At 72.2% G+C, this 23439-nt stretch carries 22 protein-coding genes; 19 read left to right on the forward strand and 3 right to left on the reverse strand.

Features of this window, described 5'->3' with window-relative positions:
- Positions 1-187: 187 nt before the first annotated feature.
- The 8 genes from FR742_RS13310 (at position 188) to whiA (ending at position 8751) form a co-directional block, all read left to right on the forward strand.
- Positions 188-2200 carry a hypothetical protein gene (locus FR742_RS13310; RefSeq protein ID WP_148031256.1) on the forward strand — a complete coding sequence of 671 codons (2013 nt, stop codon included), beginning with the start codon at positions 188-190 and terminating at the stop codon, positions 2198-2200.
- Between the two features lie 161 nt (positions 2201-2361).
- Positions 2362-2778, forward strand: a complete 417-nt coding sequence (locus tag FR742_RS13315) for a Rieske (2Fe-2S) protein (protein ID WP_148031257.1) — start codon at positions 2362-2364, stop codon at positions 2776-2778.
- Positions 2779-2883: 105 nt separating this feature from the next.
- Positions 2884-3348 (forward strand): Rieske (2Fe-2S) protein, encoded by a 465-nt coding sequence (locus FR742_RS13320; protein WP_148031258.1) that lies wholly within the window; start codon positions 2884-2886, stop codon positions 3346-3348.
- Positions 3349-3394: 46 nt separating this feature from the next.
- The gene (locus FR742_RS13325) at positions 3395-3847 is read left to right on the forward strand and encodes a Rieske (2Fe-2S) protein (protein WP_148031259.1); all 453 of its coding nucleotides are present in this window, start codon (positions 3395-3397) and stop codon (positions 3845-3847) included.
- Between the two features lie 89 nt (positions 3848-3936).
- Positions 3937-5841, forward strand: coding sequence for an excinuclease ABC subunit UvrC (gene uvrC, locus FR742_RS13330; RefSeq protein WP_148031260.1), 1905 nt, complete (start codon positions 3937-3939; stop codon positions 5839-5841).
- Entirely contained in the window at positions 5838-6707 is an 870-nt protein-coding gene (rapZ, locus tag FR742_RS13335) for an RNase adapter RapZ (protein WP_148031261.1), read from the forward strand. Before uvrC ends, rapZ begins: the two co-directional genes overlap by 4 nt.
- A gap of 74 nt (positions 6708-6781) precedes the next feature.
- On the forward strand, positions 6782-7699 hold the full coding sequence (gene yvcK, locus FR742_RS13340) for a uridine diphosphate-N-acetylglucosamine-binding protein YvcK (protein WP_148031262.1): 918 nt from the start codon (positions 6782-6784) through the stop codon (positions 7697-7699).
- A 71-nt stretch (positions 7700-7770) separates the two neighbouring features.
- Positions 7771-8751 carry a DNA-binding protein WhiA gene (gene whiA / locus FR742_RS13345; RefSeq protein ID WP_148031263.1) on the forward strand — a complete coding sequence of 327 codons (981 nt, stop codon included), beginning with the start codon at positions 7771-7773 and terminating at the stop codon, positions 8749-8751.
- Positions 8752-8758: 7 nt separating this feature from the next.
- On the opposite strand, the gene FR742_RS13350 is transcribed toward whiA, so the two are convergent.
- Complete coding sequence (locus FR742_RS13350) at positions 8759-9367, reverse strand: hypothetical protein (protein ID WP_148031264.1); 609 nt, start codon at positions 9365-9367, stop codon at positions 8759-8761.
- A gap of 241 nt (positions 9368-9608) precedes the next feature.
- Here FR742_RS13350 and gap point away from each other — a divergent pair, with 241 nt between their 5' ends.
- The 5 genes from gap to FR742_RS13375 all read left to right on the forward strand — a co-directional run bounded on the left by gap (position 9609) and on the right by FR742_RS13375 (position 13355).
- Positions 9609-10613 carry a type I glyceraldehyde-3-phosphate dehydrogenase gene (gap, locus tag FR742_RS13355; protein ID WP_148031265.1) on the forward strand — a complete coding sequence of 335 codons (1005 nt, stop codon included), beginning with the start codon at positions 9609-9611 and terminating at the stop codon, positions 10611-10613.
- A gap of 30 nt (positions 10614-10643) precedes the next feature.
- Positions 10644-11831: a phosphoglycerate kinase gene (locus FR742_RS13360; RefSeq protein ID WP_148031266.1), complete on the forward strand. Its 1188-nt coding sequence runs from the start codon at positions 10644-10646 to the stop codon at positions 11829-11831.
- Positions 11828-12610 carry a triose-phosphate isomerase gene (gene tpiA, locus FR742_RS13365; protein WP_148031267.1) on the forward strand — a complete coding sequence of 261 codons (783 nt, stop codon included), beginning with the start codon at positions 11828-11830 and terminating at the stop codon, positions 12608-12610. The genes FR742_RS13360 and tpiA overlap by 4 nt, the downstream gene beginning before the upstream one ends.
- Positions 12611-12709: 99 nt before the next feature.
- The gene (gene secG, locus FR742_RS13370) at positions 12710-12940 is read left to right on the forward strand and encodes a preprotein translocase subunit SecG (protein ID WP_148031268.1); all 231 of its coding nucleotides are present in this window, start codon (positions 12710-12712) and stop codon (positions 12938-12940) included.
- Between the two features lie 70 nt (positions 12941-13010).
- Positions 13011-13355 (forward strand): RNA polymerase-binding protein RbpA, encoded by a 345-nt coding sequence (locus FR742_RS13375; RefSeq protein WP_148031269.1) that lies wholly within the window; start codon positions 13011-13013, stop codon positions 13353-13355.
- A 51-nt stretch (positions 13356-13406) separates the two neighbouring features.
- Here the strand turns inward: FR742_RS13375 and FR742_RS13380 are convergent, their stop codons facing one another.
- Positions 13407-15014 (reverse strand): amidohydrolase, encoded by a 1608-nt coding sequence (locus FR742_RS13380; protein WP_148031270.1) that lies wholly within the window; start codon positions 15012-15014, stop codon positions 13407-13409.
- An 83-nt stretch (positions 15015-15097) separates the two neighbouring features.
- Here FR742_RS13380 and FR742_RS13385 point away from each other — a divergent pair, with 83 nt between their 5' ends.
- Positions 15098-16120, forward strand: coding sequence for a GNAT family N-acetyltransferase (locus FR742_RS13385; RefSeq protein WP_148031271.1), 1023 nt, complete (start codon positions 15098-15100; stop codon positions 16118-16120).
- On the opposite strand, the gene FR742_RS13390 is transcribed toward FR742_RS13385, so the two are convergent.
- Positions 16112-16681 carry a Clp protease N-terminal domain-containing protein gene (locus FR742_RS13390; RefSeq protein ID WP_148031272.1) on the reverse strand — a complete coding sequence of 190 codons (570 nt, stop codon included), beginning with the start codon at positions 16679-16681 and terminating at the stop codon, positions 16112-16114. The two genes, FR742_RS13385 and FR742_RS13390, sit on opposite strands and share 9 nt — an antisense overlap.
- Positions 16682-16753: 72 nt before the next feature.
- Between FR742_RS13390 and FR742_RS13395 the strand changes: the two genes are divergently transcribed.
- The 5 genes from FR742_RS13395 to FR742_RS13415 all read left to right on the forward strand — a co-directional run bounded on the left by FR742_RS13395 (position 16754) and on the right by FR742_RS13415 (position 23395).
- The gene (locus FR742_RS13395) at positions 16754-17521 is read left to right on the forward strand and encodes a hypothetical protein (RefSeq protein WP_148031273.1); all 768 of its coding nucleotides are present in this window, start codon (positions 16754-16756) and stop codon (positions 17519-17521) included.
- Between the two features lie 439 nt (positions 17522-17960).
- Positions 17961-18974, forward strand: a complete 1014-nt coding sequence (gene add / locus FR742_RS13400) for an adenosine deaminase (protein WP_148031274.1) — start codon at positions 17961-17963, stop codon at positions 18972-18974.
- A 665-nt stretch (positions 18975-19639) separates the two neighbouring features.
- The gene (locus FR742_RS13405) at positions 19640-20566 is read left to right on the forward strand and encodes a hypothetical protein (protein ID WP_148031275.1); all 927 of its coding nucleotides are present in this window, start codon (positions 19640-19642) and stop codon (positions 20564-20566) included.
- On the forward strand, positions 20557-20988 hold the full coding sequence (locus tag FR742_RS13410) for a hypothetical protein (RefSeq protein ID WP_148031276.1): 432 nt from the start codon (positions 20557-20559) through the stop codon (positions 20986-20988). Before FR742_RS13405 ends, FR742_RS13410 begins: the two co-directional genes overlap by 10 nt.
- 154 nt (positions 20989-21142) lie before the next feature.
- A complete protein-coding gene (locus FR742_RS13415; protein WP_148031277.1) occupies positions 21143-23395 on the forward strand; it encodes a hypothetical protein in 2253 nt (750 codons plus the stop codon).
- Positions 23396-23439 lie beyond the last annotated feature (44 nt).

Consider the following 23439-nt stretch of genomic DNA (forward strand, 5'->3'; position numbering starts at 1 on the left):
GTACGCGACGGCGTCCACACACGATGAGCCGTGGACGGGATCCTGTGAATTGGACGGGAACGTAAAGTCGGCGGCCGGTTGCTGTGACCCGTCACAAAACCGGTGCGGGGCCTGTGAAGGGGATTGACGGGACCGGGCGGGAGGCTGATCATCGGTACGCCCGACCGCTCTTCAGAAGGTGCCGCCCATGCGAGCCGTTGCCCGCGCCCTCACGCTCGCCACGGCCCTGATGACGGCGCTCGTCACGGCGCTTGCGGCCCCGCCCGCCGCCGCGCGCCCGGCTGTCACCACCGGCCCGGCCGCGCCCGGATGTGATCCGATCGACCCGGCCGTCTGCCTGCTGCCGTTCCCCAGCGACCACTACACCGTGGCGGACCGGGGCACCGCCACCGGCCGCCGCGTCGCGTTCCCCGTCGAGGCGATGCCCCGCTCGGTGGCCGGAGTCCCCGTCGATCCCACCGCGTGGAACGGCAACGACGGCTTCTCGCCCGGCTCGATGATCCTCACCCTCGTCCCCGGCCTCGACCTGGCCAGGACCGGCGCGGCCCCGATCACCGACATCGGCGCCTCGCTCGGCAGGGACGCGCCCATCGTCCTGCTCGACCTCGACACCGGTGAGCGCTGGCCGTACTGGGCCGAACTGGACGCGAACGCGCCGGAAGGCCGCCGGGCGCTCATCGTCCGCCCCGCCCGCAACCTGCGCGAGGGACACCGGTACGCGGTCGCGCTGCGCCACCTGCGCGACGCCGGCGGCGACCCGATCCCGCCCGGGGCCGCGTTCGCCGCCATCGCCGGCGCACCGCTGCCGCACGGGCACGAGCTGCGGGACCGGCAGCGGGAGCTCCAGCCGGTGCTGCACGCGCTGCGCCGCCACGGCGTCCGCGCCGGCGGCCTCCACCTCGCCTGGGACTTCACCGTGGCCAGCGAGCGGAACCTGGCCGGCCGGGCCCTCGCCATGCGCGACGACGCCCTGCGCGGGCTGCGCGGGAACGCGCCCCCGTACGAGGTCACCGCCGTCACCGACCTCACCCCCGAGCAGGACGACAGGATCGCGCGCCGGGTCGAGGGCACCTTCCGGGTGCCGAGCTACCTCGACAGGCCCGGCGGGCCGCCCGGCTCCGGGCTGAACTACGGCCCGGACGGGCGGCCGGCCAGGCTGCCGGGGAACGAGCAGGTCGCCACGTTCCGCTGCGAGATCCCCCGCGTCGCCTTCACCCGCCCGGCCAGGCCCTCCCTGTACGGGCACGGGCTGCTCGGCAGGCACACCGAGGTGGGCGCGTCCAACGTCAGGACGATGGCGCAGCGGCACGGGTTCGTGTTCTGCGCCACCAAGTGGATCGGCATGGCGGACGAGGACATCCCCAACGTCATCGCCACATTCGGTGACATGTCACGCTTCCATACCGTGCCTGACCGTACCCAGCAGGGCTTCCTGAACTTCATGTTCCTGGGACGCGCGATGACGGCCCGCGACGGCTTCACCGCCCACGCCGCCTTCAGGAACGAGCGCGGGCGGCCGCTCATCGACACCCGCGCCGAGCTCGTCTACGACGGCAACAGTCAGGGCGGCATCTTCGGCGGCGCTCTCGTCGCGCTCTCCACGGACATCCGGCGCGGCGTGCTCGGCGTGACCGGCATGAACTACAGCACCCTGTTCAACCGCAGCTCGGACGCGGCGCCCTTCCAGGCGGTGTTCGACCAGAGCTATCCCGACCGGCTGGAGCAGCAGATCATCCTGGCGCTCATGCAGATGCTGTGGGACCGCGGCGAGGCCGGTGGGTACGCCGCCCACATGACCGACGACCCGTACCCGGGCACGCCCCGGCACCGGGTGCTCATGCAGGTGGCGTACGGCGACCACCAGGTGGCCACGGTGACGGCGGAGGCCGAGGCGCGCACCGTCGGCGCCCGGGTCCGGCTCCCGGCCCTCGCGCCCGGCCGCTCACCCGACACCGAACCGTACTGGGGCATCCGCGGCTTCCGCACCGCGCACGCGGGGTCGGCGCTGGTGGTGTGGGACAGCGGCACCCCGTCGCCGCCGCTCACCAACACGCCGCCGATGGAGGGCCCGCACGGCACCGACCCGCACGAGGACCCCCGCCGCACCCCCGCGGCCCAGCTCCAGAAGGCCGTCTTCCTCAAGACGGGGGTGGTGACGGACGTCTGCGGCGCTGCCCCGTGCCTGTCGGCCCCCGAGTGAGAGCACCGCGACCGGCCTGAAGATCACGTGCAGGGTCGGTCAGCGTCCCGGCGCCCGCTGAGGTCGCGGGTCGTTCGGGGCGGGGCGGAAGAGAGGGCGACGGGGGGTGGCCCTATCGTGAAAAGCCGGTAATGCGCAGGCCATGAAGGTCAGGGGAGGGCATGACGGTGGACGGGGGCTCCGTGATCGGGCGGCGGCAGGCGCTGGGCGCCGCGGGGGTGGCCGCGTGCGGCGTGTCGCTGGCGGCGTGCGGCGGCGAAGCGGAGGACCGGCAGGTGCCGGGCATCAAGGGCAAGGTCATCGCCAAGACCGCCGACGTCCCGGTCGGCGGAGGCACGGTGGTGAAGAAGTACAAGATCGTGGTGACGCAGCCGTCGGAAGGCGTCTACAAGGCGTACGGGGCGTCCTGCCCGCACCGCGGCTGCGCCGTCAGCACCCCGCGGGACAACGTGATGACCTGCCCCTGTCACGGCAGCGAGTTCGACGCCGGCACCGGGCAGGCAACGAAGGGCCCGGCCACCGGAAGCCTGGTCTCGTACCAGGTCAAGGTCGAGGGCGACGGCATCGTGGTCGTGTGAACCGGTAATTGTGCGTGGTTCTCCCGGGTTGGTGCGCGGCACGCTGAACCGCAGTCAGGTCGCCGGACGTACCTGAAGTGAAACCCGAACCTGGGAGGACGCACCATGACCGAAACGACGCGCCGGGCGGTGATGTTCGGAGCGGGCGGGGCCGGCCTCGCCGCGGTGCTCACCGCTTGCGCCAGCTACGGCTCACCGGCGGCGGAGCCGGCCCCGGACACGGCGGACCTGGCGGAAGAGCCCGACGGCGAGGAGTCGGCCGCCGCGCCCAAGAAGAAGAAGCCGAAGGCACTCGCCGACACCAGCGACATCCCCAGCGGTGAGGGAAAGATATTCAAGAACCAGGACGTGGTCATCACCCAGCCGTCGGAGGGCGAGTTCCGGGCGTTCAGCGCCACCTGCACCCATCAGGGCTGCGCGGTCGCCAGCGTCTCCAACGGCGTGATCAACTGCCCGTGCCACGGCAGCCAGTTCAGCATCGAGGACGGATCCGTGGTCCAAGGTCCGGCCGGCGAGCCGCTGGCAGAGAAAAAGATCAGTGTGTCAGGAGGCAAGATCAGGCTCGCCTAAGGCGCCTTTCATGGTTTTCTCACCTGGCTGCGGTTGGCTGTGGCGCATGGGAGAAGACCTCAAGAGCCGTAGAGCGGTGATCGCGGGTGTCGGCGCGGGTGGGCTGACGCTGGCACTGGCCGCCTGCGGCAGCAGCGACACCACGGCCGCGACGCAGGAACCGGCCGCTCCGGCCTCGTCCAGCGCCCCCTCGCAGGCCGCGCCCGCGCAGGGCGGGGGGCTGACCACGACCTCCGAGATCCCGGTCGGCGGGGGCAAGATCTTCGCGGACCAGAAGGTCGTCGTCGTGCAGCCGGCGCAGGGGCAGTTCAAGGCGTACGGCATCTCGTGCACCCACCAGGGCTGCCCGGTGGACAAGGTCGAGAACGGCGCCATCGTCTGCCCGTGCCACGGCAGCAAGTTCAAGATCGAGGACGGCTCGGTGAGCGACGGCCCGGCCACCAAGCCGCTGCCGGAGCACCAGCTCACCGTGGAGGGTGACCAGATCTCGCTGGCGTGACGTCCCGGCGCTCGCCCGCCTTCGCGGCGGGCGAGCCTGTCGGTGACGGCCACTAGGCTGGAATCGTGGCGCGATCAGGTGGCAGTCCGTTGAGTTTCCGTCCCCGGCCCGGCTCCATCCCCGATTCCCCCGGGGTCTACCGGTTCAGGGACGCTCACGGACGCGTGATCTACGTCGGCAAGGCCAAGAGCCTGCGCCAGCGGCTCAACTCCTACTTCGCCGACTTCTCCGCCCTGCACCCGCGCACCCAGACCATGCTGACCACGGCGGCCGACGTCGACTGGACCGTGGTCGCCACCGAAGTGGAGGCGCTGCAGCTCGAATACTCCTGGATCAAGGAGTTCGACCCGCGCTTCAACGTCAAGTACCGCGACGACAAGTCCTATCCGTACCTCGCCGTGACCATGGGCGAGGATTTCCCGCGCGTGCAGGTCATGCGCGGCGCCAGGCGCAAGGGCACCCGCTACTTCGGCCCCTACTCGCACGCCTGGGCCATCCGCGAGACCGTCGACCTGCTGCTGCGCGTCTTCCCGGTCCGCACGTGCAGCGCGGGCGTGTTCAAGCGCGCCGGCCAGATCGGCCGGCCGTGCCTGCTCGGCTACATCGACAAGTGCTCGGCGCCGTGCGTCGGCCGCGTCACCCCCGAGGAGCACCGCGCGCTCGCCGAGGACTTCTGCGACTTCATGGCGGGCAACACCAGCCGCTTCATCAAGCGGCTGGAGCGCGAGATGCGCGAGGCCGCCTCCGAGCAGGAGTACGAACGCGCCGCCCGGCTCCGCGACGACATCCAGGCGCTGCAGCGGGCGCTGGAGAAGCAGGCGGTCGTGCTCGGCGAGGGCACCGACGCCGACGTCGTCGCGCTCGCCGAGGACCCGCTGGAGGCCGCCGTCCAGGTCTTCTACGTGCGCGGCGGGCGCATCCGCGGCCAGCGCGGCTGGGTGGTCGACAAGGTCGAGGAGGCCGGCCCCGGCGAGCTGGTCGAGCAGTTCCTGCTCCAGATGTACGGCGACGCCGCCGCCGAGTCGATGCCCCGCGAGGTCCTCGTGCCCGCGCTGCCGCCCGACGCCGACGCCGTCGCCGACCTGCTGACCGAGCAGCGCCGGGCCCGCGTCGAGGTGCGGGTGCCGCAGCGCGGCGACAAGAAGGCGCTCATGGAGACCGTCGAGCGCAACGCCAAGGAGTCGCTCGCCCAGCACAAGATCCGCCGCGCGAGCGACCTGACCACGCGCAGCAAGGCCCTGCAGGAGATCGCCGACGCGCTCGACCTCGACCAGGCGCCGCTGCGCATCGAGTGCTACGACGTCTCCCACCTGCAGGGCGAGAACGTCGTCGCCTCCATGGTGGTGTTCGAGGACGGCCTGGTCCGCAAGAGCGAATACCGCCGCTTCGCGGTCAAGACCAAGGAGGGCGACGTCGCCGCCATCCACGAGGTCATCCTGCGCCGCTTCCGCCGTTACCTGGAGGAGCGCTCCGCCACCGGCGAGCTGACCCCCGAGGACGACGACGGCCACGGCCCCATCGACCCCGAGACGGGCCGTCCGCGCAAGTTCGCCTATCCGCCCAACCTGGTGGTGGTCGACGGCGCGGGCCCGCAGGCCGCCGCCGCGCAGCGGGCGCTCGACGAGTTGGGCGTCGACGACGTCGCCGTGGCCGGCCTGGCCAAGCGGCTGGAGGAGGTGTGGCTGCCGGGCGACGACCAGCCGGTGATCATGCCGCGCTCCAGTGAGGGCCTCTACCTGCTGCAACGCGTGCGTGATGAGGCACACCGGTTCGCCATCACCTACCATCGGGCCAAGAGGTCCAAGTCCGTCAAGGAGAGCGCGCTCGACAGCGTGCCCGGCCTCGGACCGGCGCGCCGCCAGGCGCTGCTCAAGCACTTCGGTTCCGTCAAGAAGCTGCGCGAGGCCACCGCGGAACAGATCCGCGAGGTCCCGGGCATCGGCCCCGCCACGGCCGAGGTGATCGTGTCGACCCTGAAGGGGGAGAGGCAGTGAAGACCACCGAGCCGGCGTTCGTCATCGTCACCGGCATGTCGGGGGCCGGGCGGAGCACCGCGGCCAAGGCCCTGGAGGACCTCGGCTGGTTCGTGATCGACAACCTGCCGCCCGGGCTCCTGTTCGCCATGGCGGAGGAGGCCGGCAAGGTCAAGCTCGCAGCCGACAAGGTGGCGGCCGTCGTCGACGTGCGCAGCCTGGCGTTCACCACCGACCTCAACGCCGCCATCGAGGAGCTGGAGACGCGCGCCGTGCGGGTGCGCGTGGTGTTCCTGGAGGCCAGCGACGAGGAGCTGGTGCGCCGCTTCGAGAACGTCCGCCGCCCCCACCCGCTCCAGGGCGACGGCCGGCTCGTCGACGGCATCACCCGCGAGCGCGGCATCCTGCGCGAGGTGCGGGCCAACGCCGACCTGGTGATCGACACCACCGCCCACAACGTCCACGAGCTGCGCAACCGGATCGTCGCCTACTTCGGCGGCGACGACCGTCCCGGCCTGCGGCTCAACGTGGTCTCGTTCGGCTTCAAGTACGGCCTGCCGGTCGACGCCGACCTGGTCGTCGACTGCCGCTTCCTGCCCAACCCGCACTGGGTGCCCGACCTGCGCCCGATGAACGGCACCGACCCGGCCGTGCGCGACTACGTCCTCGGCCAGCCCGGCGCCAAGGAGTTCCTCGACTCGTACGAGGAGGTCCTGCGGGTGGTCGCGACCGGCTACGGCCGGGAGGGCAAGAGCTACGCCACGCTCGCCGTCGGCTGCACGGGCGGCAAGCACCGCAGCGTCGCCATGGCCGAGCAGCTCGCCGCGCGCCTGCGCGACCGCGGCATGGAGGTCCAGGTGAGCCACCGGGATGTGGGGCGGGAGTGACCGGTGGCAGCGGGCGCGGGTTAAGCGAACCACCGTTCTGGGCGGGGTCGCAGCCGCCGTCCGGAGGGCCCCGCGTGGTCGCCCTCGGGGGCGGCCACGGGCTGTACGCGTCGTTGTCCGCGCTGAGGGTGGTGACCGACGCGCTGACGGCGGTGGTCACCGTCGCCGACGACGGCGGCTCCAGCGGCCGGCTCAGGCGCGAGCTGGGCGTGCTCCCGCCGGGTGACCTGCGCATGGCGCTGGCCGCGCTGTGCGGCGACGACGAGTGGGGCAGCACCTGGAGCGAGGTGGTGCAGCACCGCTTCCGCAGCGAGGGCGAGCTGCACGGGCACGCCGTCGGCAACCTGCTCATCGTGGCCCTGTGGGAGCTGCTCGGCGACCCCGTGGCGGGCCTCGAATGGGTGGGCCGGCTGCTCGGCGCGCACGGCAGGGTGCTGCCGATGGCCTCGGTGCCTCTCGACATCGTGGCGGAGGTCGAGCTCGACGGCGTGATCTCGACCGTGCGCGGCCAGGTGGCGTGCGCGCTGACCCCGGGCCGGGTGCAGGCGATCTCGCTCGTGCCCGAAGACCCGCCCGCGCGGCCGGAGGCCGTCGAGGCGGTGCTGGAGGCCGACTGGGTGGTGTTCGGGCCGGGCTCGTGGTTCACCAGCGTGCTGCCGCACCTGAAGGTGCCCGAGCTGGCCAGGGCACTGCACGACACCGGCGCCAAGCGGCTGGTCACGCTCAACCTGGCGCCGCAGCCGGGCGAGACCGACGACCTCTCGCCGCAGCAGCACCTGGAGGTGCTCAGGCAGCACGCTCCTGGCCTCTCGCTCGACGTGGTGCTCGCCGACGTCGGCGTGGTCGACGACCTGCCCGCGCTGGAGAAGTCGGCGGCGGCGTTCGGCGCCAGGCTGGTGACGGCCGACGTGGCGGCCCGCGACGGCTCCCCCCGGCACGACCCACGACGTCTTGCCTCCGTCCTGGACGAGATTTTCCTCCAGAAGCGTTGATCCTGGTCGGCGTGGCGCGAAGGTGCGAGAGGATGCTGTGAGCCGGTCTGTTTGGGGGAGGACTAACGCTCATGGCGATGACGGGTGTGGTGAAGGACGAGCTGAGCCGACTGTCTGTGCTCAAGCCCTGCTGCCGGAAGGCGGAGGTGTCGACGCTGCTGCGGTTCGCCAGCGGCCTGCACCTCGTGGGAGGGCGCATCGTGATCGAGGCGGAGCTCGACACCAACGCCACCGCGCGGCGGCTGATCAAGGACATCGGGGAGGTGTTCGGCCACAAGGCCGAGGTGCTGGTGCTGGCTCCCGCAGGGCTGCGCAAGGGGTCTCGCTACGTCGTGCGCGTCTACCGCGACGGTGAGGCGCTGGCCCGGCAGACGGGACTGATCGACAACCACGGGCGGCCGGTGCGGGGCCTGCCGCGGCAGGTGGTGGCGGGCGCCTCGTGCGACGCGGAGGCGGCCTGGCGCGGCGCGTTCCTCGCCCACGGGTCGCTCACCGAGCCGGGGCGTTCGATGTCGCTCGAAGTGACGTGCCCGGGTCCGGAGGCCGCGCTGGCGCTGGTCGGCTCGGCCAGGCGGCTGAAGATCCACGCCAAGGCGCGCGAGGTGCGCGGCGTCGACCGGGTCGTGGTGCGCGACGGCGACGCCATCAGCGCCCTGCTGACCAGGCTGGGCGCCCACGACAGCGTCCTGATGTGGGAGGACCGGCGGATGCGCCGCGAGGTCAGGGCGACCGCCAACCGGCTGGCCAACTTCGACGACGCCAACCTGCGCCGCTCCGCCAGGGCGGCGGTGGCGGCGGGCGCGCGGGTGCAGCGGGCGCTGGAGATCCTCGGCGACGAGGCGCCGGTGCACCTGGTGGTCGCGGGCCGGCTGCGGGTGGAGCACAAGCAGGCGTCCCTGGAGGAGCTGGGCCAGCTCGCCGACCCGCCGCTGACCAAGGACGCGATCGCCGGGCGGATCCGCCGGCTGCTGGCCATGGCCGACAAGCGCGCGGCCGACCTCGGCATCCCCAGCACCGAGGCCAACCTCACGGTCGACATGCTGACGTCCTGAGCGGCGCTCAGGCCTGGCCGCGGTCCGGCGGGAGGAAGAAGCTGCCGGTCGCGGTCGGGTCCGCCTTGGGCGGCTGGAGCGGCTCGAACGGGGCCCGATACTCGGGCTCCGGCTCCTCCGCCGTCTCCTCCGGGTCCCGCTGCGGCTTCTCGGCCGCGGCGTGCCTGCCCGTACGCCGCAGGCGCAGGGCGCGGGAGAGTACGAGGACGAACGCGGGCAGGGCGGCGGCCGCCATGATGGCCGGCAGCGGCCACGAGGGGTCGAGCGAGTTCCAGAACTGCCGGGCGGCGCCCGGGAGCGCGTCGAGGAAGCCCTGAAGGGTCAGCGGCGCGGCCGCGGTGTCCGCGCCGAAGCGCTGCGCGCCGACGGTCGAGAACACGTACGCGCCCATGACGATCAGGCCCCCCGGCACGGCCGCGGCCGCGTACAGGGCCGCGAAGAAGGACAGCAGGACGCTGCGGGGGCGGACGAGGCGGATGGCCCAGCCGACGAGTACGCCCACGACGAACGCGAACGCGGCGAGGACCGGGATCCCGTCCCCGAAGGCGCGCAGCGATGGGGGCAGCCGGTCCATGAAGATGACGGCGGTCCCGAATCCGGCAGTGCAGATCAGCATCGTGATCAAGCCGATGACCAGGCCTGAAAGCAGGCCGGATCGTTGTCTTGACATCTCAGCCCCCAGAGAATGCCCGAGTTTACTCCGATGAGTCGGGCACTTTACTCGAAGTGCACAAAGCGCGCGTAACGAACCGCCATTCACGGCGAGGCGGGACCGCGTGGTCTAAACCAATTTAGGTCCGATAGGGTTTCTGGAGTTGAGGTATCAGCCCGCCATCACGTACGAGGAGATCGGTTCCGTGAGCATCCGCGTAGGCGTCAACGGCTTCGGCCGCATCGGTCGCAACTTCTGGCGCGCGGTGGCCGCCAGTGGCAAGGACATCGAGATCGTCGCTGTCAACGACCTCACCGACAACGCGACGCTGGCCCACCTGCTGAAGTACGACAGCATCCTGGGCCGCCTCCCGTACGAGGTGAAGGCTTCCAGCGACGAGATCACCGTCGACGGCAAGGCCATGAAGGTCTTCGAGGAGCGCGACCCGGCCAAGCTGCCCTGGGGCGACCTCGGGGTCGACGTGGTCGTCGAGTCGACCGGCCTGTTCACCGACGCGACCAAGGCCAGGGTCCACGCCGACAACGGCGCCAAGAAGGTCATCATCTCCGCGCCGGCCAAGAACGAAGACGTGACGGTCGTCATGGGCGTCAACCACACCGCCTACGACCCGGCCCAGCACACCGTCATCTCCAACGCCTCCTGCACCACCAACTGCCTGGCCCCGATGGCGAAGGTCCTGCACGACGCCTTCACCATCGAGAAGGGCCTGATGACCACCATCCACGCCTACACGCAGGACCAGAACCTCCAGGACGGCCCGCACAAGGACCTGCGCCGCGCCCGCGCCGCCGCGCTCAACGTGGTGCCCACCTCCACCGGCGCCGCCAAGGCCATCGGCCTCGTGCTGCCCGAGCTCAAGGGCAAGCTCGACGGCTTCGCCATGCGCGTGCCGATCCCCACCGGCTCGGCCACCGACCTGACCATCGACGTCAGCCGTGACGTCACGGTCGAGGAGGTCAACGCCGCGGTCAAGGCCGCCGCCGACGGTCCGCTCAAGGGCATCCTCACCTACACCGAGGACCCGATCGTCTCCGCCGACATCGTCACCGACCCGGCCTCCTGCATCTTCGACGCCGGCCTCACCAAGGTCATCGGCAACCAGGTCAAGGTCGTCGGCTGGTACGACAACGAGTGGGGCTACTCCAACCGCCTGGTCGACCTCATCGAGCTGGTGGGCGCGGACCTGTAGGACGACGGGCGAGCGAGGAAAGGGAGCCAGTTGCGCAATCTCGACGATCTCGACGTGAAGGGCCGGCGCGTGCTCGTGCGCGCGGACCTCAACGTGCCGCTCGACGGTGAGACGATCACCGACGACGGCCGCATCCGCGCGTCGCTGCCCACCGTCCGGGCCCTCGCGGGCAACGGGGCGAAGGTCATCGTCTGCGCCCACCTGGGCAGGCCCAAGGGGCAGGTCAAGCCGGAGTTCTCGCTGCGGCCGGTGGCCCGGCGGCTGGGCGAGCTGCTCGGCCAGGACGTCGCCTTCGCCTCCGACGTGGCGGGCGACGGCGCCAGGGCCACGGTGGAGGGCCTCCAGGAGGGCCAGGTGGCCCTGCTGGAGAACCTCCGCTTCGAGCCCGGCGAGACGGCCAAGGACGACGCCGAGCGCCGCGCCTTCGCCGAGCGGCTGGCCGGGCTGGCCGAGCTCTACGTGGGCGACGGGTTCGGCGCCGTGCACCGCAAGCACGCCAGCGTCTACGACGTGCCGGCGCTGCTGCCGCACGCGGCGGGCGGGCTGATCGCGGCCGAGGTCGACGTGCTGCGGAAGCTGACCGAGGACACCGAGCGGCCCTACGTGGTCGTGCTCGGCGGCGCCAAGGTGAGCGACAAGCTCGGCGTCATCGCCAACCTGCTCACCCGCGTCGACCGGCTCCTGATCGGCGGCGGCATGGCCTACACCTTCCTCAAGGCCCAGGGCCACGAGGTCGGCGGGTCGCTGCTCCAGGAGGACCAGCTCGACCAGGTCCGCGGCTTCCTGACCGAGGCGGCCGAGCGCGGCGTCGACCTGGTGCTGCCGGTCGACGTGCTGGCCGCCACCCACTTCGCCGCCGACGCCGCCTTCGACGTGGTGCCCGCCGACGCGATCCCCGCCGACCGGCAGGGGCTCGACATCGGGCCCCGTACGCGGGAGCTGTTCGCCGGCAAGCTGGCCGACGCCAGGACCGTGTTCTGGAACGGCCCGATGGGCGTGTTCGAGTTCGACGCGTTCGCCGGCGGCACCCGCGCGGTGGCCGAGGCGCTGATCTCGTCCGACGCCTTCACCGTGGTGGGCGGCGGCGACTCGGCGGCCGCGGTGCGCAGGCTCGGCCTGCCTGAAGACGGCTTCTCGCACATCTCCACCGGTGGCGGGGCCAGCCTGGAATACCTTGAGGGCAAGACCCTCCCCGGACTCGCCGCTTTGGAGGACTGAGCGTGAGAAAGCCCCTCATCGCCGGCAACTGGAAGATGAACCTCAACCACCTTGAGGCGATCGCGCTGGTCCAGAAGATGGCCTTCGCGCTCAACGACAAGGACTTCGACCGCGCCGAGGTGGCGGTCCTGCCGCCGTTCACCGACCTGCGCAGCGTGCAGACGCTCGTCGACGGCGACAAGCTGCGCATCGTCTACGGCGCGCAGGACCTGTCGCCGCACGACGCCGGCGCCTACACCGGCGAGATCTCCGGCGTCATGCTCGCCAAGCTGGGCTGCACGTTCGTGACCGTCGGTCACTCGGAGCGCAGGCAGTACCACCGCGAGGACGACGACCTCGTCAACGCCAAGGTGCTGGCCGCGCTCCGCCACTCGCTGACGCCGATCCTGTGCGTGGGCGAGGGGCTGGAGGTGCGCCAGGCGGGCGGTCACATCGCCCACTCGCTCGGCCAGCTCGACGGGGCGCTGCGCAAGGTCACCGCCGAGCAGGCGAAGTCGATCGTGGTGGCCTACGAGCCGGTGTGGGCGATCGGCACCGGCGAGGTGGCCACTCCCGACGACGCCCAGGAGGTCTGCGGCGCACTGCGGCAGCGACTCGCGGAGCTGTACGACCCCGAAGTGGCCTCGGCGGTCCGTATCCTTTACGGAGGCTCGGTCAAGTCGGCGAACATCGCGGGGATCATGGCTCAGCCGGATGTCGACGGTGCGCTCGTGGGTGGAGCCAGCATCGACGCCGGGGAGTTCGTGAAGATCTGCCGATTCTCGGATATGGCAGGCTAACTGAGCCGTTCGGTGGGTGCGACTTGACATGAGGTCGTACCCTCTAGAGGCAAGTCTGAATCGTCACGCGTACCAAACCATTGAAGGACTAGGCATACCGTGGAACTCGGAATCTCCATCGCCCTCATCCTGACGAGCCTGCTGATGATCTTGCTCGTCCTGCTCCACAAGGGCAAGGGTGGCGGCCTGTCTGACATGTTCGGCGGCGGTTTCTCGTCGAACTTCGGCGGTTCCTCGGTGGTGGAGCGTAACCTCGACCGGCTCACCGTCATCACGGGAGTGGTCTGGTTCGTCTGCATCATCGCTCTGGGCCTGCTCGTCAAGCCCTGAGGCCAGACAGAACGCGTGACAGTGATTCTCCCCCCGTGGCTCACGGGGCGATCGAGCGAGGAGTTCATCCGTGGGTAGTGGCAACGCGATCCGTGGCAGCCGAGTCGGTGCCGGTCCTATGGGGGAGGCCGAGCGCGGCGAAGCGGCTCCGAGAGTGCGGGTCTCGTTCTGGTGCGCCAACATGCACGAAACGCGCCCCAGCTTCGCCAGCGACGCAGCGATCCCCGAGCTGTGGGACTGCCCGCGTTGTGGCCTCCCGGCCGGTCAGGATGAGAATGCGCCGCCTGCCCCCCCGAAGAACGAGCCCTACAAGACGCACCTCGCCTACGTGAAGGAGCGCAGGAGCGACAAGGACGGCAAGGCCATCCTCCAGGAAGCCCTGGAGCGGCTGCGCAACAACAAGTCCCCCTGGTAGGGCCAGACCACCCGAAGGGCCCCGGCGTCGCGCTGGGGCCCTTCGGCGTGTTCAGGCCTTCTCGTACACGGCCTCGCCGTCGACGAACGTCATGCGGACCCGGGTGGTCCAGATGTCCTCGGCCGGCAGGGCGAACGGGTCGCGGTCGAGCACCACGAGGTCGGCGGGGCGGCCCGGCTCGATCTTCCCGGCGGGGGAGCGGTTGATCCACGCCGAGCCCGCCGTGTACGCGGTCATCGCGGTGGCCAGGTCGACGCGCTGCTCGGGCAGGAACGGCGTCTGCGCCGTCGGGTAGCCGGCGTGCACGGACCCGCCCGGTTCTGTGCGGTTGACGGCCACGTGCATGCCCTGCAGCGGGTCGGCGTTCGACACCGGCCAGTCGCTGCCGGCGCAGAACCGGGTGCCGTGGCGGAGCAGGTCCGCGAACGGATACTGCCAGGACGAGCGCGGCTCGCCGAGGAACGGCAGCGTCAGCTCGTCCATCTGCAGATGGTGGGTGGCCCACAGCGGCTGCAGGTTGGCCGTCACGCCCAGCTCGGCGAAGCGCGGCACGTCCGACGGCTCGATGATCTGCAGGTGCGCGATGTGGTGGCGGTTGGCCGGATCGGTGCCGGCGAAGCCGTCGAGTGCCTCCCGCACCGCGCGCTCGCCGATCGCGTGGACGTGCACCTGGAAGCCGAGCCGGTCGAGCTCGGCGACGTACTCCCTGAGCTTGGCCGGATCCACGTACGACAGGCCCGTGCCGCCGCACCGGCAGTAGGGCTCCAGCGTGGCGGCGGTGAAGTTCTCCGTGATGCCGTCCTGCATGATCTTGATCGAGGTGGCGGCGAACCGGTCCAGCCCCTCGGCCGACGCCCGTCGTGAGAGCAGGTCGTCGATCTGGTCCAGGCCGCGGGTGCGGTCCCACCACAGCGCGCCCACCACGCGCGCCCTGAGCCGCCCTGAGCGGGCCGCGGACAGGTAGGCGGGCAACTGGTCGTCCGAGCCGGCGTACGAGCCCACGATCGCGTCCTGCCAGCCCGTGATGCCCAGCGTGAACAGGTGCGCCTGGGCGTCCATCAGGGCGGCGTCCAGGTCCGCCGCGGTGGGGCGCGGGGTGAGCAGGCCGACGAGGTCCATCGCGCCCTCGTGCAGCACGCCCGTGGGGGTGCCGTCCGGGTCGCGCTCGATCCGGCCGTCGGCGGGGTCGGGCGTGTCCTTCCCGATCCCGGCCCGTTCCAGCGCGCGGCCGTTGACCCAGGCGGCGTGGTGGTCGCGCTGGATCAGGTAGGCGGGCCGGTCCAGGAAGTCGAGCTGCTCGCGCCTGGGCAGCCCGCCGGGGAAGGCGGACATGTCCCAGCCGCCGCCCTCGATCCAGGCCCTGTCCGGGTGCGCGTCCGCGTAGGCGCGGACGGCGTCAAGATACTCGTCCAGCCCGTACCGTTCCGAGAGGTCGCATCGGGCCCGCTCCAGGCCCGCCTGGACCGGGTGCATGTGCGCGTCGGTGAAGCCGGGCGTCAGCAGGCCGCCGTCCAGGTCCACGGTCTCGTGCCCGGGCGCCCGGGCGGACAGCTCCCGCTCGGCGCCGACGGCGGCGATCACTCCGTCGCGCACCAGGACGGACTCGGCGAAGTCGCCCTTCGCGGTGAACACGCGTCCGCCTCGGAAGAGTATGTTCATGCGGCCTGCTCTTTCGTACAGGTAGTTGAGCGGTGAAACACGACGTTAGCGGCAACGTAACAGGTACCCGGCATCCTTCTCATATGGGATTTCTGCGCATCCGCACCACCGTCGACGAGCGTCCCGGACGACTCGCCTCCCTCGCCGCCGCGCTCGCCGAGCGGGGTGGCAACATTCTCGGCCTGAGCGTCCAGTCCGACCCTGACGGCACCGTGGACGAGTTCGTCGCCGACATCCCCGCGAACCCCGAGACGGTGCGCGAGGCGCTCGAAGCGGCCGGCGGGCGGCGCGTCGTGGTCGTGCCCGCGACCGCGCACGAGCTGACCGACGAGCCCACCCGCGCCCTGCTGCTCGCCTCCCGGCTGCGCGCCATGCCGTGGCGGCTCCCCGAGCTGCTGGCGGAGCTGCTGCGCGCGGACGACGCCAGGTGGACCTATGGTGATGCGGTGAGTGATTTGCCTGATCCGACCCAGCTTGTCGTGCCGGTCGCGGCCAAGAGAGCCGTGCGGCTGCGCCGCGCGGAGCTGCCGTTCACCCTGACCGAGGCCGCCAGGGCCGCCTCCTTCGCCCGGCTGGCCCAGCCGCCCGTGGAGCAGGCGGGCGGTGAGACCGCGGTCAAGCTGGCCGACGGCGCCGAGGTCGTGATCAAGCCGCTCACCCCGGTCTACCGCGAGGCGGTACGCGACCTGCACGACCGTTGCTCGCCGGAGTCGCGCCGGTTCCGCTACTTCACCGCGATGCCGTCGCTGCCGCCGCGCATGTTCGAGCGGCTGTGCGACCGCCGCCGCGGCCACTCGCTGGTGGCGGGCAACGACGGGCAGGTGGTCGCGCTGGCCAACCTCGTCTTCACCGCCGATCCGGGCATCGCCGAGATGGCGTTCCTGGTAGAGGACCGCTGGCAGGGGCGCGGGCTGGGCTCGGTCATGGCCAGGGCGCTCGTGCGGGAGGCGAGGGACCTGGGCTACGCCGAGGTCAGGACCTCCATGCTCGCCGACAACGTACGCATGCGCAGGCTGCTCGTCTCGCTGGGCGCCACGCTCGCCTACACCGACGACCCCGGCGTGGTGGAGGGGCGGCTGCCCGTCGGCGCCATGACGTCAGTCTGACGGACCGGGCTCCGGCCCGATGCCGAGATGCCGCTCGATGCGTTCGAGGCTCTCCTGGATCTGCGCGAGCCGCTGGGCCACCGTCGAACTCGCGGTGAAGTACGTCTCACCCGGCCGCTCCTTCGGGCCCCGGTCCAGCCGGTCCAGGACGCGCTGCCGTATCGCGACGAAGTCGGCCCCCGTCGCCGCGAGCGCCTGCGCGCCCAGGCCCTGGCCCTCCTTGAGCAGGCCGAGCAGGATGTGCTCGCTGGAGATGTAGGTGTGGCGGAGCTGCAACGCCTCGCGCAGCGACAGCTCCAGCACCTTCTTGGCCCTGGGGGTGAACGGGATGTGCTCGTCGGGCCCGCTCTCGCCGGTGCCGATCTCGCGCACCACGAACTCCCGCACCGGCTCCAGGCTCGCCCCGCAGTCGGCCAGCACGCGCGCGGACGCCCCCTCGCCCTCCCGCATGAGACCGAGCAGCAGGTGCTCGGTGCCGATGTAGTTGTGACGCATGGCCCTGGCCTCCACCTGGGCGAGGACGACGACCTGGCGGGCACGGTCGGTGAAGCGCTCGAACACGGGCGGCCTCCGTTCGAGTGGGCTGTCTCCACTATGCGCTAGAAAACCGGCCATGTGGGGTACCCCACATGTGTGGATCTTGATGAGGTGGCCGGGCGGCTGTACGCGCTGCCGCCCTCCGACTTCACGGCCGCCCGCACGGCCGAGGCCCGGGCGGCCAAGGAGGCGGGGGACGCCGCGCTGGCCCGCGAGATCGGCAAGCTGCGCAAGCCCACCGTCTCCGCCTGGGCGGTGAACCGCGCCGCCCGCGAGCACGCGGACGAGCTCGGCGAGTTGCTGGCCGTCGGCGAGGAGCTGCGCGCGGCGTGGGCGGCCCAGGACTCCGACGCGCTGGCCGCGGCGACCCGGCGGCGCGGCGAGGTGACCGGCCGGCTGTCCCGGTTGATCAGGGAGGTTGCGGACCTGTCGGCCGCCGCAGCGGCGGAGGTGGACCAGACGCTCGACGCCGCCGTCGTGGACGCGGACGCCGCCGATGAGGTGCGCCGCGGCCGCCTGGCCAAGCCGCTCAGCTACAGCGGTTTCGCGCCCGCTCCCGTGAGCGCCGCTCCGGCGGCCCGCAGGAAGAAGCCGCCCCCGCCGGAGGACGAGGCCCGGAAGGCGAAGGAGCGGGCGGAGGCCGAGGCCAGGGAAGCGAAGGAGCGGACGGAGGCCGAGGCCGCGCACCGCGAGTGGAGCGAGACTCTGGCCGAGGCCGAGCGGGAGCACGGCGAGCGCGCCGACAAGGTGGCCCGGCTGGAGAAGAGGCTGGCCAAGGCGCGCAAACGGCTGGAGGCCGCGGCCCACCGGCTCGACGTGGCCCGCCGCGAGGAGCGCCACGCCCGCGCCCGGCTGAACGGCTAGCGTCTCCCGAGGCAGAAGTACCGCCCGTCAGAGCGACGGCGCGGCCATGTACGACAGCGCGCGGCCATGAACGGCAGCGGGTCATGAACGGCAGCGCGGTCACGAAGGTCATGCCGGCCGCCATCCCGGCCGAGCACAGCTCGTGGCCGGTCACCCTTCGGCTCCTGCCCCGCTCGGGCAGGACGCGGACAAGGTCGCAGGTCCAGGTCCACCACGGCTAGCGAACCGCCCCCGTGCGCGTGGCCGAGCGGAGCGCCGGACGCCGCCAGCACCAGGAGGACGGACATGAATACGAGGTCCCCGATGTGAGGACCGGTGTCCGCACGGTGGGAGGAGTGCCGCAGAGCCCGCCGAGGGTCAGGACAAATCTGACAAGATAATGGCAGATTTAGGTGCGAAACCTTCCGGATGGAACCAGGCCCGGCCTAAGGTCGTCGGCATGACCATCGACGCCTTCATCGACGCCCTGCCCAAGGTCGAACTCCACGTCCACCTGGTCGGATCCGCCTCCGTGCCCACCGTGCTGGAGCTGGCCCGCCGCCACCCCGGCAACGGCGTGCCCACGAGCGAGGAGGAGCTGCGCGCGTTCTACACCTTCCGCGACTTCCCGCACTTCGCCCAGGTGTACGCGGCCGTCAACGCGCTGGTCCGCGAGCCGGAGGACATCGCCACCCTCGTCACCGGGCTGGCCCGCGACCTGGCGGGACAGGGCGGGCGCTATGCCGAGCTCCAGGTCACCCCGTACGCGCACCACATCACCGGGATCCCCAGAGGCGAGGTCACCCGGGCGCTCGACCTGGCCGCGCGGCGGTCGCTCGACGAGCACGGGGTCGAGATCGCGTACATCTTCGACATCCCCGGCGAGTTCGGCGAGGAGGCCGCGAAGATCACGCTCGACCACGCGCTCGAAGAACCTCCCGCGGCATTGGTAGGTTTCGGCCTGGGCGGGATCGAGCAGCGGCGGCCCCGCTACCGCGACGCCTTCCGCGACGCGTTCGCCGCCGCGCGGGCGGCGGGGCTGCACAGCGTCCCGCACGGCGGCGAGATGACCGGGCCCGAGACCGTCTGGGAGGTCATCGAGGGCCTCGGCGCCGAGCGCGTCGGTCACGGCATCGCGTGCCTGGCCGATCCCCGGCTCGTCGCCCACCTGCGCGAGACGCAGCTCCCGCTGGACGTGTGCCCCACCTCCAACGTGTGCACCGGCCAGGTGGCGCGGATCGAGGACCACCCGCTGCCGCGCCTGCTGGAGGAGGGCCTGTTCGTCACGCTCAACAGCGACGACCCGCCCATGTTCGCCACCACCCTGGCCGGCGAGTACCGCGTGGCGGCCCGCGTCTTCGGCCTCGGCCGTGCGGAGCTGGCCCAGCTCGCCCGCAACGCGGTGACGGCGTCCTACCTGGCCCAGGAGCGCAAGAAGGCACTCCTGGCCGAGATCGACGCCCTGGTCGCCTGACGATCCCGCGATTTGTCGGCGGGACCCCCTAAGGTCCCGATCATGACGAACGCCTGGGAAGAGGTCAGGTCCGCCATCGAGGCGGTAGACACGCCCGCCGTGGTCAAGCTGGTGACGAGGCTCGACGACGAGCAGCGCCGCGAAGTGGCCGCCGCCCTGCCGGGACACCTGCCCGTCGCCCAGGAGGTCGGCCGGCGCAGGGAGCACGAGCGCGCCGAACAGCGCATGGCCGCGGTCCGCGAGCTCGCCGGCAGGAGGGGCCGGTCGATGTACGAGTTACCCGAGTACCACGAGCACGTCCGCCGGTCGCGGCATGACCTCTGGATCGAGCCGATGCGGGTCGCCGGGGCCGCCACCATCGCGGGCGCCGCCGCTGTCGCCACCTGGCTCAGCAGGCCAGACCTGCAGCGCCAGTGGGACGAGCCCGGGCGCGACGACGTGCCGTTCATCCTCGACGTCGTGTCCGCCCGGCCGGTCGCCTGGCAGCAGGACCTCGCCGTACGCTTCGCGCTGCGGCTGCGCGGCACCCGCCCCACCCGCGACCGGCGCGTCCAGCTCGCCCTGAGGCTGCTGCGCCACACGGGCGCCGTCTCGCCCGCGCACGACCCGCTCACCCTCGCCTGGATCGTCGGCACCCCGCCCGTACCGGCAGGATCGCCCGGCAGGTGCTGCTCGACGGCTGCCTCACCCGGTTCCTGCGCGGCGGCGAGGCCACCGGCCTGCGCTTCTTCGTCCGTCTCCACGAGCGGCTCGACCCCGCCCCCGAGGAGGTCGCCGGCCGCCTGGGCGACTACCTGGCGCTGCTGCCCGCGTCCGCGGCCAACGTCGCCGACCTGGCGCTCAAGCAGGTCCAGCGGGGCGGTCCGGTGCCCGCCGCCGACGCTGGCGAGGCCGTCCAGGGTCTGCTGTTCCGCAAGGAGGGCAAGCTCGTACGGGCCGGCCTGACCTGGCTCGACCGGCTGCTCAAGGACGGCGACGACGACCTCGACGCCTACGCGCCCGCGCTGGCCGTCGCCCTGCTCTGCGAGGCCGCCGGCGCCCGCGAGCGCGCGGTGAGGCTGGCCGTCAAGCACACGGCCCGGTTCGGGCCGGCCGGAGCCGAGACGCTGCGCGAGGCGGTGGCGACGCTCCCCGCCCACCAGGGAGCCGCGCTGGCCGCGGCCTTCGGAGGCGACGTGGCGGCGGAGCCGGAGCCGGAGACGTTCACGCCCGGCACGCTGCCGCCCGAGCCCCAGGCCGCCCCGATGCCGCCGCCGCTCCGCACTCCCGGTGAGCTGGGCGACTTCATGCCCAAGGAGTCCAGCTGGATCAGGACCGAGCGCTGGCTGGACGCGTTCGTCAGGCTCTTCGCGGGGCCTGAACGCGACCGGCTGCCCGCCGCGCTGACCCGGTACGCGACCCCCGACAACGAGTTCAGGGGAGCGCCGTGGTGGCACGCGAGCACGTGGGCCGGCGCGATGATCAGGGAGCTGGCCGATCCGGGGGCCGAGAGCCGGATCCGGGACGCCGCGGGTACTTCGGCGCGTACAAACCCGCCGACGTCGCCCTGCTGGCCGACGGCGACGGCCCGGCGGGGCCCGGGATGTCGTTGATGCTGGCGTACTCGCTGGTCGACGCCGGCCAGGACCTGGCGGTGGAGGCGTTCCTGCGACTGGCCGCGGGGGGTGGTGTGGCGGGGGAGGAGGCCGGCCGGCGGCTCGCCGAGGTGCTGCGGCACGGCGGGGAAGGGCCGAAGCGCGCTCTCGCGGCACTCAGGGAGGCGGCGCTGAAGGGCGCGCACCGGGAGGTGTGGGAGGTGATGGCCGGCTGGCTGACCGCCTCTCTGCCGGGGCCGGGGGAGCGGGCCACCGCGGGGCACACCCGGATGGTGTCGCTCGCGGCCGACGTGGCCTCATGGGTGGGTGCGCGGGGCGAGTTGCCGGTGATCGCCGAACTGGCGAGCCGCCGACCCGGCAGCGAACTCGTCCGCCAGGCCCGCCGCCTGCACGCCTGCCTCACCACCCCGCCCGCCTGACGCCGCCACGGCGGGGCATGGGTGGCCGACCGGTTCGCCACGCGGAGGTGGTGGCCCGGCTCGTTCCCCCTGCCGTGGCGTTGATCGTTCTCAGGACGGCTCGCTAGCGTTGGTCGCCTTTCGTTCACCCGTTCCCCTTCTCGGGAGATGTCCCGTGCGCCGTTACCGTTTCGGCTGGATCGCCGCCCCGATCGCCGTCGCCTTCGGGGGCGCCGCCGTGGTCGCCGGCGTCTTCGCGCTGGTCACCGGCGACGCCGCCGTGCTGCGGGCGCTCGTCGTGCACGGCTGGGACACGGACATGGTGCCCTACACCTGGTGGGTGGAGGTCATCCTGGCCGGGGGCGGGATCCTGACCGGCTGGGCCCTGTGGCAGATCCTGCGCGGGCGGCGGGCCGGCGAGGCGCCTGTCCTGGCGCGGCCGGTGCGGCTGCTGCGGGCCGCGCTGTACGTGAGCCTTGCCTGCGCCCTGGCGTACGAGGCGCCGATCCCGTACCAGTGGTGGCTCGAACTGCCCGGCACGTTGACCCAGTTCGCCATCGTCTGGCTGTTCTTCGTGGTCCTCGCCGGATCCGTCCCCCGGTGGCTGCGGATCGTGGCACTCGTGGCGGGCCTGGCCGACACCGCCGTGGACCTGGTCGCCATCGTCGCCTACGGCCTGGGGCAGTACTGGGACCTGCCGCGGCTGGGCAACGTGCTCCACCTGCTGTGGGTGGTGCCGGTGCTGATCGGGCAGGCCCGGGACGGGCGCTGGAGCCGGGACACCGTGCGGGCGGGCATGGTCGCGGCGGTGCTGGCGTCGCTGTCGTCCCGATCGTTCATGATCGTCGGGTTCGGCGGCATCGCGGACCACGGCACGGTGATCCTCATGGTCCGCACCATCCTGAGCGTCTTCGAGCTGATCTGGATGGCGCGGACGGCCCACGAACTGGCCGGGCCGCCACCGGAGCCGTCCACGCGCCGGGGCGAGCGGGCGGCGGTGCGCCCGTGGCCGCTCGCCGCCGTGGCCGTGGTGCTGCCGTCGGTCCCGGCCGCCGTCAACCTCGCCCAGGGGATGCCCTTCTGGATCGGCCCCAGGGGCGCGGTGGACATGTTCTTCCGCGAGTACTCCAGTTACCCGGCGGGCCTGGCCTGGGTCGCCGTGGACGTGCTCGTCGGGGTGGGCGCCCCGGCCGTGCTCGTCCTGGTGGCCGTCATCCGCAGGAGCAGGCGGCTGCTGACCGGCACGATCCTGTTCCTGCTCCTCGCCGCCGCGGCGGGCGTCGTGACGGCGCTCACGGCGCGGCCGGAGGAGGACTGGCAGGTCGTTCCCGAGATGGCCGAGGAGCGGCTCGCCGTCTACCCGGACGGGCAGTTCGGCGGGGGCCTGGACGGTCAGCTCGTGTTCGGCCTCTCGCCGCTCTGGTACAGCGCGGCGCTCGCGGTCTCCGCCCTCGTCCTGTTCCTCCTGTACGCGGCCCCGCCCGCCGCCCGGCGGGGGCGCCGGGTGTTCGCGATGGCGCTCGCCACGGCCGTGGCGCTGATCTTCGTCCCGGCCGCCGACCGGTCGCTGGGCACGGTCACCACCGCCGCCGACTGTTCACCACCGGACCGCCGGCAGACGGGGGTGGAGCCCGCGCCGCTCACGGGCGAGCGCGCGTTCATCTGCGAGGTACGCACCGGCCAGGTCCTGGACATCCCCGCCACCATGCCCGACCAGGCGCTGCTCGCCTACGGCCGGAGCCTGTGCGGTGTCTACACCCGTGACGACCCGCGCGAGCTGGCCCGGGTCGAGTCCGTGGAAGGACTGCGGGTCCGGGACCTGTACTGGGCGATCGACGACATCTGCCCCGCCGCCGCGGCGAAGGTCAAGACCGAGCGGGAGGCGGACGACCAGGAGTTCGCCGCGTTCCAGGGCGAGGAGCGGGCCAAGTGCGCCGCCACCCCGCGCCACCGTCCGCTCATCGAGCCCGTCAAGGCGGTCCGGCTCGATGACCCGGTGTGGCCGGAGACCGGACTGGAGATGCGGGACACGGCGAGCACCGGCGATTCCGGCGGCGGCCGGCACGACGACCTGGTCGAGTCCGGTCCCGGGCACCTGACGGTGTCGGTGGACTCCGAGTACCACCTCTGCGTCACCCTGGAGACGTACTCCCGCCGCCCGCCGGTGGAGACGAAGGGCTGGGACCACGTCACCGAGGCCGGCTACACCAGCACGGACGGCGAGCTGGTGTTCCATGACGTCCTGGCCGGCATCGTACTGCCCGACCTGTCGCCCGGCGGCCGCCGGGGCCGCTACCGCATCCGCGTCCACCACGCCTGGTTCCCGTGGAAGGGCGAGGAGAGGGGCACCCAGCGGCTGCTGATCATGGCGTACCCGGGGAAGGACGACAAGCTCGTCACCTACCGCAAGCCCGCGGGGGGGCGGTGAGAGTCCCGCTCCCCGGCCAGGGCGGCCACGGCCCTTCCGGCTGG

Source organism: Nonomuraea sp. C10 (assembly GCF_008017515.1).
GTDB lineage: Bacteria > Actinomycetota > Actinomycetes > Streptosporangiales > Streptosporangiaceae > Nonomuraea > Nonomuraea ferruginea.